At 63.8% G+C, this 10,042-nt stretch carries 7 protein-coding genes; 3 read left to right on the top strand and 4 right to left on the bottom strand.

Features of this window, described 5'->3' with window-relative positions; translation table 11 throughout:
- Nucleotides 1-272: 272 nt before the first annotated feature.
- The 4 genes from A9Z00_RS00895 to A9Z00_RS00910 all read right to left on the bottom strand — a co-directional run bounded on the left by A9Z00_RS00895 (nt 273) and on the right by A9Z00_RS00910 (nt 4,847).
- A complete protein-coding gene (locus A9Z00_RS00895; protein ID WP_296973348.1) occupies nt 273-2,273 on the bottom strand; it encodes an ABC transporter permease in 2,001 nt (666 codons plus the stop codon).
- Entirely contained in the window at nt 2,263-3,033 is a 771-nt protein-coding gene (locus A9Z00_RS00900; protein ID WP_296973350.1) for an ABC transporter ATP-binding protein, read from the bottom strand. The genes A9Z00_RS00895 and A9Z00_RS00900 overlap by 11 nt, the downstream gene beginning before the upstream one ends.
- 135 nt (nt 3,034-3,168) lie before the next feature.
- Complete coding sequence (locus A9Z00_RS00905; RefSeq protein ID WP_296973352.1) at nt 3,169-4,173, bottom strand: sensor histidine kinase; 1,005 nt, start codon at nt 4,171-4,173, stop codon at nt 3,169-3,171.
- Nucleotides 4,174-4,175: 2 nt separating this feature from the next.
- Nucleotides 4,176-4,847: a response regulator transcription factor gene (locus tag A9Z00_RS00910; RefSeq protein WP_296973353.1), complete on the bottom strand. Its 672-nt coding sequence runs from the start codon at nt 4,845-4,847 to the stop codon at nt 4,176-4,178.
- A gap of 215 nt (nt 4,848-5,062) precedes the next feature.
- Between A9Z00_RS00910 and A9Z00_RS00915 the strand changes: the two genes are divergently transcribed.
- The 3 genes from A9Z00_RS00915 to A9Z00_RS00925 all read left to right on the top strand — a co-directional run bounded on the left by A9Z00_RS00915 (nt 5,063) and on the right by A9Z00_RS00925 (nt 9,576).
- Nucleotides 5,063-7,360 carry an MMPL family transporter gene (locus A9Z00_RS00915; protein ID WP_296973355.1) on the top strand — a complete coding sequence of 766 codons (2,298 nt, stop codon included), beginning with the start codon at nt 5,063-5,065 and terminating at the stop codon, nt 7,358-7,360.
- A gap of 469 nt (nt 7,361-7,829) precedes the next feature.
- Complete coding sequence (locus A9Z00_RS00920; protein ID WP_483316242.1) at nt 7,830-8,909, top strand: sensor histidine kinase; 1,080 nt, start codon at nt 7,830-7,832, stop codon at nt 8,907-8,909.
- Complete coding sequence (locus tag A9Z00_RS00925) at nt 8,887-9,576, top strand: response regulator transcription factor (RefSeq protein WP_296973359.1); 690 nt, start codon at nt 8,887-8,889, stop codon at nt 9,574-9,576. Before A9Z00_RS00920 ends, A9Z00_RS00925 begins: the two co-directional genes overlap by 23 nt.
- Nucleotides 9,577-10,042: the final 466 nt, after the last annotated feature.

Here is a 10,042-nt window from a genome sequence, read left to right on the forward strand (position 1 = left end):
GGTCCGATCCGATCGGGCATGCCCGGCCGAATGGAACGGTACGTGGTACCGCCAACGGGCCCGAAGCCGGCGGTCGGGGGCGGATTAGCGGTACGTGGTACCCGCTAACGGGGGAATCGGGCGGATCGGGGTGCGACGAACCCGCCGCTAACGGTACGTGGTACCGCTATCGGGCCCAAAGCCGGCGGTCGGGGCGGATGAACGCGAGGTACCGTGAAAACAGACAGGGCGGACCCGGTCGAACCGGGTCCGCCGCCATGCCGGCCGCGCGCCTACCGAACGATCCGGTAATACGTCCGCGCCGTCAGCGCGTAGATCATCGCGTAGCAGACCGCGAACACGAGGATCGTCAGCGCGGTGCAGGCCGCGTACAGCCAGGTGTCCGTCATGCCGAAGAGTCCGCCGATCAGCTTCCGGATGACCGGGAACGCCGCCGCGATGTGGCAGACGGCCACCACAAGCGGCAGGTAGAACACGGACAGCACCTGGAAGCGGATCGTCCGCCTGATCTCGTCGCGGCTCAGGCCGACCTTCGTCATGATCGCGAACCGCTCCCTGTCGTCGTACCCTTCGGTAATCTGCTTGTAGTAGATGATGAGCACCGTGCCCAGGATGAACAGCGCACCCAGGAACATGCCGAGGAAGAACAGCACGCCGTACATGGACAGGAAGTCGTCCCTCATCTTCTCCCGGGCGCTCGCTTCAGCCGGCAAGCCCAGTTCACCGAACCGGGAGTTGAGCGCGGACACCAGCTCGAACTGCGCTTCCCGCTCCGCCTTCGTATCGAAATAATAGCTGAATTCAAAGCCCGGCTGCGGCTCCCTGTCCGGATTCAGGGCCCGGCGGATCTTGAGCAATTCCTGCTCATTCGCCATGATGATGACGTATCCCCGCCCCGGAAGGTTCGCCTGCTGGCCCTCGAATCCATCCATCATGTTGGGCAGGTCCACCCGGCCGCGGATGTTCAGGGAGTAACCGCCGAAATCCAGCATATCGCCGGGAATGTTGCCCTTGATGACATGGACGAGCGCTTCGCCCGCGGAAAGATCGGCGTCAACGCCTTCATGCCGCCGATATTCGTCCGTCGTTACCAACAACAACAGGGCGATGTCATCGGCCTGGCCCAGGGTCATGCCACGGAGCCGGGTGAACGCGTTCCCGTCCTGAAGGGTGATCTCCGTGACCGAACGGAGGCTGTACGGATTGTGAACGGTGATTCCCGCCTGCTCCACCGTGTCGGCCACCGCCTGCTCCATCCGTTCCATGATTTCCGCCGGGACGGTGCCGACCGAATTCACCTGAATCTCCCGGATGTACCGGTTCCGGAGGGAATTCTCCAATCCGGCGTACAGCGACACGGTCGATGACACCATGACGATGACCATCGTGGACAGAATGCAGATGCTCGCGAGCCCCGCGGCGTTCTGCTTCATCCGGTAGATCATGCCCGACACGGCGATGAACGGGCCCGTGCGGTAGTAGAACCGCCTGTTCCGGCGGAGGAGCTTCAGGATCGCGATGCTGCCCGCCGTGAACAGGTTGTATGTGCCGGCGATTACGAGCAGGACCGCGATGAAGAACAGATAGAGGGCCGCGATGGGCGATTCCACCGTCAGCGAGATGTAGTATCCGCCGCCGAGCGCCGCCGCGCCCGTCAGCGCCATCAGCCATTTGGTCGGCGGCTCCTTCTCCCCGACCTGGCTTCCCTTCAGCAGTTCGATCGGCCGGGACAGATGAACCTGGAAGACGTTGTAGATCAGATTGATCAGGAAAATCGCACCGAACACGGCAACCGTCAAGGCGACGGCGCGAAGCGGAATTTCAAAGCCGAAGACGGCATCCATGTGAAGAAGCCTGAGCAGCAGCAACAGGCCGAGCTTGCCGAACAGGATGCCGGCGATCAGGCCGATGCCGATGCAGACAAACCCCGTGACGGCCGTCTCGATCAGCATGATGCGGGCGATGTGCTTTTTCTCCATGCCCAGGATGTTGAACAGCCCGAACTCCTTCTTGCGCCGCTTGATCAGGAAACTGTTGATATAGAGCAGCAGGATCACCGAGAAAATGCCGATGACCCAGACGCCGAGCCCGAGCACCGTCCGGACCGCGTGGCTGTCGCTCATGGCGCGGACTTCCCGGGAAAGGGACAGGTACAGCATGTTGTAGAACATCATGACGGCCGCGGAGCTGGCGAAGATGTACGGAAAATAGGTCTGCGCGTTCTTGCGGATGTTGGTCAGGGCCAGCTTCGTGAAAAAGCCTTTACGACGCATCGCGGCCACCGCCCGTCGCCATCACGGTCAGCGTGTCCGAGATCTGCTGGTAAAATTCGTTCCGCGACCGCGAAGCCCTGTAGATCTGATGGAACACCTCGCCGTCCTTGATGAACATGACCCGGTTCGCGTGGCTCGCCGCCTTCACGCTGTGCGTGACCATCAGGATCGTCTGGCCCTGGCGGTTGATCTCGCCGAACAGGTTCAGCAGCTCGTCGCTCGACCGCGAATCGAGGGCGCCGGTCGGTTCGTCGGCCAGCACGATGCGCGGATGGGTGATCAGCGCCCGGGCGACGGCGGCCCGCTGCTTCTGACCGCCGGACACCTCGTACGGGAACTTGTCCAGAATGTCCGATATGCCGAGCGTCCGCGCAATCGGTGCGAGCCGGGCGCTCATTTCCTTGTAGGATTTGCCCGCGAGCACAAGCGGCAGAAAAATGTTGTCCCTGAGGTTGAACGTATCGAGCAGGTTGAAATCCTGGAACACGAATCCGAGCTGGTCCCGGCGGAAGGCGGAGATCTCCTTTTCCGGGATGGACGTGAGGCTCCGGCCGGCGAGCAGCACCTCGCCGCTGGTCGGCGCGTCAAGCGCCGCGAGGATATTGAGCAGGGTCGTCTTGCCCGAGCCGGATTCACCCATGATCGCGACGAACTCGCCCTCCTCGACCGTGAAGGACACGTTCGACAGCGCCTGCACCTGATGCCTGCCGAAGCGGGTCGTGTATATCTTCTTCAGATTGCGAACCTCGAGCAATGCCATGACGATTTTCCTCCTCTCCGAATGCCACACCTCCATCGTACAAGAAAGACAAGAACCCCGCCTTAAGATCGGCTTACATTTCGCCGGTCAAGCTTACATGTTTGCAAGGTTGCGTCGGAACCCCCCGTTCCGGCGCTATTCCACCATCAGCGGCTCGGATTTGAGGCCGAGGATCACCCTCGTGCCCCGGCCGGGCTCGGATTCGATCTCGATCGTGTGCGACAGCTTGTTCATGATCCGCTTGCACAGCCAGAGGCCGATGCCGGTCGACCGCTTGTCCGCCCGGCCGGTGAACCCGGTGTACCCGCGCTCGAACACGCGCGGCAGATCGGCCGGATCGATGCCGATGCCGGTGTCCTCGATGACGAGCGAGAGCGGCCGGTCCGGGTGCAGATAAATCGAAATTTCGCCCCGGGGGGTGTATTTCAGCGCGTTCGAGAGCACCTGCTCGATGACGAAGACGAGCCATTTCTCGTCCGTGAGGACCCGCGCGTCGACCGGCTCGTAGTTGAGCCGGATCCGCTTGCGGATGAACGATTGCGCGTACTTGCGCACGGCCTGCCGGATGCAGTCGTCGAGCGATACCGTACGGAACACGAAGTCCGATCCTTTGCCGTCCAGCCGGATGTACTGCAGCACCATCTCCGTGTACTGCTCGATGCGGAACAGCTGCTCGTGCAGCTCGTCCTTGTCGGGCGCGCCGTCGGTTTGGAGCAGGAGCCGCATCGCGGCGATCGGGGTTTTGATCTGGTGCGCCCAGATCGTATAGTACTCCGTCATCTCCTCGTAAGCCCGGTCCTTCTCGTAGATGATCGCGCTTCGCTCCCGGTCGAGCAGGCGAAGCAGCTCCTGGTAGTCCCGCTCGATCAGGTCGGCGGTTTCGGGCAGGGGGATGGCGGGGATGGTGATCCGGCTGCGCAGCGCCTCGAGTTCGCGGTGCTTTTTCACATAAGACCGGAAGCGGAGGAGCCCTGAAGCGAGCAGGAAGAGGGCGGCAAGCAGCGAGGCGTAGCCGACCGGTTCCGCGGGCAGTTGATACAGGATGATGACGGCGAGGAAGATCGCCGCCGCTCCCGCGGCCGTCAGGATCGCGGGGATTTGCCGGCGGATCCAGGCGGCGAACAGTCCGGTCCGGCTCATGCTCATTCCACCATGTAGCCCAGGCCTTTCTTCGTGACGATCCATTGTTCCAGCCCCAGTTCGGCGAGTTTCTTGCGCAGGCGCGCGATGTTGACGGTCAGCGTGTTGTCGTCGATGAACTGGTCGCTCTCCCACAGCCGCTGCATGATCCGGTCGCGCGAGACGATCCGGCCGGCGTTCTCCATGAGGATCTGCACGATCCGGAAGTCGTTCTTCGTCAGCTCGATCCTGCGATCCCGGTACGTGAGCGTCGCGTCGCTCAGGTTCAGCACGACGCCCCGGTGCTCCAGGATGTTGACCTGTCCCTGGAAGGAATAGGTGCGGCGGAGCAGCGCGCCGACCTTCGCCGTCAGCACGTGGAGATCGAACGGCTTCGCGATGAAGTCGTCGCCGCCCATGTTCATCGCCAACACGATGTTCATGTTGTCGGAGGCCGAGGAGATGAAGATGATCGGCACCTTCGAGAATTTCCGGATTTCGCCGCACCAGTGGAAGCCGTTGTGGAAGGGGAGCGCGATGTCGAGCAGCACGAGATGCGGCTCCGCGCGCCGCACCTGGTCCGCCACGTCCTGGAACCCGGTGACGTACGCGGTGTCGTAGCCCCACTGGCCGAGGTGCTCGCTGATCGTCCGGGCGATGGTCAGGTCGTCTTCGACGACCAGGATTTTGTGCATGCTTTCCCACCCCATGGGTTTATTATAGTGGGTTGGGGGCAGGGGAGGAAGGAGGGGGAGAGGACCCGCCCGATGCACCGAATTTTACACTTTTTTTAGAATCCCGTTACCCCTTCTTTCGATTTCCGTTACGGGGAAATTCGATTCGTGCCCTACAATGGTCGCCGGAAATCGAACACCCGATGCAACCCGTAGGGAAGGAGATGGAAGGCGACATGATCAGCCGCATATTGGAACGTTGGGGGCGATTCGTCCACCGAACCCGCTGGATCGTGCTGGCCGCGTGGGTGGTGCTGGCCGCGGTGTTCGGCGGGCTGTACGCGGGCAAGCTCGGGCCGCTCCTCACCGGGGGCGGTTGGAGCGTGCCGGATTCGGGCTCCTACATGGCCTACCGGACGATCGCGGAGAAATTCGAGTCGCGCAGCGACACCTCTCTTACGCTGGTGGTGAAGGACCCGCGGCATGAAGCCGGATCGGAAGGGTTCACCCGCAACCTGCAAGCCATCCGGGACGCGCTGCTCGGGGAAGAAGCCGTTGCGAGCGTCTACTCCCGGCTGGACGCGCCCGAGCCGCTGAAGGCGCAGTTCACGGGCGGCGCCGGCAACGTCGCGATCGGCTTCGTCGAGCTGAACATCGACGAAGGCTTCGCCCAGAAGGAACTGCCGGGCATCCAGAGCCGGCTCGCGGAGACCGCGGAGGCGCTCGGCGTGGAGGCGGCGATCCTGGGCGCGCCGGCCATGTGGGGCGAGGTGAGCAAGGTCAGCCAGGAGGGGCTGAGCCGTGCGCATCTGTACGCGATCCCCGTCATCCTGATTGTGCTGTTCCTCGTGTTCCGGTCGGTCGTGTCATCGTTCATGCCGCTCGCGCTGGCCGGGTCGTCGCTCGCGGTGGCGCTCGGCATCCTGTATTTCTTCGCCCGGCAGGCGGAGCATTCCGTCTTCATCATGGAGGCCTCGATGATGCTGGGCATCGGGCTCGGCATCGACTTCGCGCTCATCTTCGTGTCCCGGTTCCGCGAGGAACTGGCGCAGGATTCGCGGAACATCGCGCGGGCCGTCGGCCGGACGGTCGGGACGGCGGGGCACGCGATCCTGTTCTCGGGCCTGACGATCATGGGAGCGATGTGCGCGCTGCTCACCGTCGAGATCGCGGCGGTGCGCTCGATGGCGCTCGGCGTCATCGTGACCGTGTTCGTGCTGCTGCTCGCCGGGCTCAGCCTGCTTCCGGCGGCGGCCGCCATCCTCGGGACCAAAATCAACGCCTGGCGCATCCTGCCGGCGAAGACCGCATCCGGTTCCGGCTCCGGCAGGTGGTACCGGCTGACCCATGCCATCATGAGGCGGCCGGTGCCCGGTCTGGCCGGATCGGTGATCGCGCTGGTCCTGTTGGCCTGGCCGGCCCTGGAGCTTCGGACGTCCGCGGCGGACGTGCGGATGCTGCCGGAAGATTCCCCGGTCCGCCGGGGCGTCGAGACGCTGCAGGAGGCGTTCGGGCTCGGCACGGCGTCTCCGGTGCAGATCGTGCTGGAAGGGGAGCCCGGCGCGTGGCTTGCGCCCGACGGGCAGGCGCTGCTCGAACGCCTCGCCGGCCGCCTTGAAAGCCTCGACGGGGTGGATGCCGTCACCCACTATCTGACCCATCTGCAGGGGATGGATGCCGACACCGTCCGGACGCTGCTCACCGATCGGGATCGCCTGGACCCCGCCGTCCTGCGGATGATCCACCGGTACATCAGCGCGGACCACGGCACGGTCATCGTCGATGTCGTGTCCCATCGGCATGCGTTCAGCGGGGAGATGCAGGAACTCGTCCTTAAGATCCGGGACGAGGTGCTCCCCGCCGAAGCGGGACTCGGGGCCTTCAACGTCTACGTGGGCGGGCAGACGGCCGAAGGCATGGATGTGAGCGATTCGCTGCGCCGCAGCCTCGTGCCGGTCATCCTGTTCACGATGGGACTGACGTTCGCCGTGCTGCTTGCGACCTTCAGAAGCCTGGTGCTGCCGTTCAAGGCGATTCTGCTCAATCTGCTTTCGCTCGGCGCGACATACGGCGTGCTGGTCGTCACGTTCGAATGGGGGTGGGGCCGGGAGCTGTTCGGCTTCGGGGATTTCGGCCACATCCAGAACTTCGTCCCGATCCTGCTGCTCGGCCTGCTGTTCAGCCTGAGTACCGACTACGAAGTGTTCCTGCTTACCCGCGTGAAAGAGGAGTACGACGGCGGACGATCGAATGAAGAGAGCGTGGCGCACGGGCTGGAACGGACGGCGCCCATGATTTCCGGCGCGGCGGCCATCATGGTCGCGGTGTTCATCTCCTTCGCGTTCGCCGGCATCCTGCCGATGCAGCAGCTCGGCTTCGGGATGGCCGTCGCGATCGCGCTGGATGCGACCATCGTGCGGCTTGTCCTCGTGCCGTCCGCCATGAAGCTGCTCGGCGACTGGAATTGGTGGTTCCCCGGGAGCGGCCGGCTGCGCGGGCGGACCGTCCAGCCGGCTGCGGCCCGTGACAACTGACGATCGGAGAGGAGCAACGCCTGTGTCCATCCGCACGAAGCTCGGGATTTCCCATTCCCTGATGATGCTGGTGCCGGTCCTGGTGACGGTGATCCTGGCGTATGCGCTGTTCCATGTGTTCGCCGGACAATGGAACGCCGTGAAGGCCCAGTACCGGCTCGACGGCTACAGCCTCGGCGACTTCATGCACGGGGAAATGATGGCGGTCGCCGAGCTGCAGTCGATCATGCGGGACCATCCCGACCTGCTGCTGGATGAGGCCAGGCTGCACGAATACGGGGATCGGCTGGCCGGCCGCAACATCGGCATCGCGCTCTTCCGTTCCGGAGAGCTCCGCTACGCCTCGGAAGGGCTCGGAAACCGCGTCACCGGCTGGCTGCCGGTCCGCCCGCCCGCTCCGGGCGAAACCTACGCCTGGCGGGAGGAATCGCTGCACCTGCACGGCCGGTGGTTCGCCGGAATCCAGTACATGTTCCGCTTCGCGGACGGAAGCGACGGGAACCTGTTCCTCCTCCTCGACGGCTCGCCCGTCGACCGGCTGATCCACCATCTGCTGCCGTGGCTCCTCTTCTCGCTGCCGGCGGCGCTGATTGCGGCGAACGTGCTGCTCACGGGGTGGTTGTCCCGCCGGCTGATCCGGCCGATCCTCGAGCTGCGGCAGGCCACCGAACGGATCCGGGAGGGCGACCTGGATCAGGTCGTGGTCGCCCAGGGGCGGGATGAGCTGGGCGATCTGGGCCGCGCCTTCGAGGAGATGCGCCAGCGGCTCCATGAATCGGTGCGGGAACGGCTCAGGTTCGAAGAGAACCGCAAGCAGCTCATCGCGAACATTTCCCACGATCTGAAGACGCCGATCACCGCGATCATGGGATATGCGCAGGGCATGCTGGACGGCGTGGCGGCCACCCCGGAACGGCTGGCGAAATACGCGCGGACCATCCATGCGCACGCGTCCGATCTCGCGCGGCTGGTCGACGAGCTGCTGCTCTATTCGAAGCTGGATCTGAACCGCGTGCCGTTCCGGTTCACGGAACTGGATCTGGGCGAATACGCGGGACGGATCGTCGAAGAATACCGGTTATATATGGAAAGCCGAGGAATCCGCCTCGACGCCGAGCTGCCCGCCGAACCCGTGCGGGTGACGGCCGATCCGGAGCAGCTCAAGCGCGTGTTCACGAACCTGCTCGAGAACAGCGCGAAGCACATGGACAAGGAGGACGGGCGCATCCTCCTGCGCGTCATGCGGGACGGGGAAGCGGGGTTCGCGCGGGTCGAGATCGCCGACAACGGCGAAGGCATCGACGGGCGGGATCTGCCCCACATATTCGATCGGTTCTATCGTGCGGAAGCCTCCCGCAGCGGCGGCGGCAGCGGGCTCGGGCTCGCGATCGCCGCGCAGATCGTGGAGGCCCATGGAGGAAAAATCCGGGCGGACAGCGAATGGGGCAAAGGCACAATCGTGACCTTCACGCTTAAATTGTCCGACCGGACGGATCGGGCCGAGACCAACATGCGCGGAGGCGGGCATGAAACGCGTGCTCATCATTGAAGACGAGAAAAGCATCGCCGAGCTCCAGCGGGATTACCTCGAGATCCACGGCTTCGCGGCGGATCTGGAGCACCGGGGCGACATCGGCCTGCGCAAGGCGCTGAGCGGCGATTACGATCTCGTCATCCTGGACCTGATGGTGCCCGGGATGGACGGGTTTGAGCTGTGCCGGCAGCTCCGGGCGAAGACGGAGATTCCGATCATCGTCATTTCCGCGCGCAGCGAGGAGACGGACATCATCCGCGGCCTCGGGCTCGGGGCGGACGATTACATGACGAAGCCGTTCAGCCCGGCGGAGATGGTCGCCCGGGTGAAGGCGCATCTGGACCGGTACGAGCGGTACGCCGGGCGCGCCGGGGCGAAGCAGGATACGATCCGCATCCGCGGCCTGACGATCGACCGGGCATCGCGCCGCGTTCATCTGGACGGCCGGGAGATCCAGCTGACCGCGAAGGAGTTCGATCTGCTGGCGTTTCTGGCGAGCCATCCGGACCAGGTGTTCAGCCGGAGCGCCATTTTCGAGCAGGTCTGGGGGCTGGACGCCGAGGGGGATCTCGCGACCGTGACGGTCCATATCGGGAGGCTGCGCGACAAGCTCGAGGCCGACCCCGCCAACCCGCAGTACATCGAGACGGTGTGGGGCGCGGGTTACCGGTTCAGGGTGTAGGGCGACGGAATCGGGCGGCCGGGACGCTGCGGGCCCTTTCTTTATTGTTTGGAATAAAATCAGGAACCGGGATTATACCGCATCGAGAGTCGGCTGCTGCTGGAACTTAGGCTTCCGTCCGAAACCGGAGTCTACGAGTTGGAGATCGCCCGTACCCGCGGGCCAAAATGTTATAAACCTAAATTTCGAAAGCCCATTGTTTCGGTAAAATCACGAGATGTTAGCGCATAACACCCTGTAAATAACAGGGAAGTTCCCAGCCAGACAACTCCCCGTCAGCGTTGAAAGGTATTCCTCCCCCCTCCCCCACCGCAAGGGGCTTTTGGTTTTCCATGTAAAATTATGGGAATCTCTAACCTGACATGGTCGCCAGCCGCGCTTCGATTCGCTTCCACGCATGGCGGTATGGAAAGTCGTGAGCCAGTTTCAGGATGAGCTTCCGGCTGTGCCGAACGATCGTCGCCGC

Source organism: Thermobacillus sp. ZCTH02-B1 (assembly GCF_002159085.1).
Lineage (GTDB): Bacteria > Bacillota > Bacilli > Paenibacillales > Paenibacillaceae > Thermobacillus.

Bases quoted from the DNA above. Each gene is read 5' to 3' on its own strand.
- A9Z00_RS00895 (WP_296973348.1), bottom strand. From the start codon at position 2,273: ATGCGTCGTAAAGGCTTTTTCACGAAGCTGGCCCTGACCAACATCCGC.
- A9Z00_RS00900 (WP_296973350.1), bottom strand. From the start codon at position 3,033: ATGGCATTGCTCGAGGTTCGCAATCTGAAGAAGATATACACGACCCGC.
- A9Z00_RS00905 (WP_296973352.1), bottom strand. From the start codon at position 4,173: ATGAGCCGGACCGGACTGTTCGCCGCCTGGATCCGCCGGCAAATCCCC.
- A9Z00_RS00910 (WP_296973353.1), bottom strand. From the start codon at position 4,847: ATGCACAAAATCCTGGTCGTCGAAGACGACCTGACCATCGCCCGGACG.
- A9Z00_RS00915 (WP_296973355.1), top strand. From the start codon at position 5,063: ATGATCAGCCGCATATTGGAACGTTGGGGGCGATTCGTCCACCGAACC.
- A9Z00_RS00920 (WP_483316242.1), top strand. From the start codon at position 7,830: ATGTTCCGCTTCGCGGACGGAAGCGACGGGAACCTGTTCCTCCTCCTC.
- A9Z00_RS00925 (WP_296973359.1), top strand. From the start codon at position 8,887: ATGAAACGCGTGCTCATCATTGAAGACGAGAAAAGCATCGCCGAGCTC.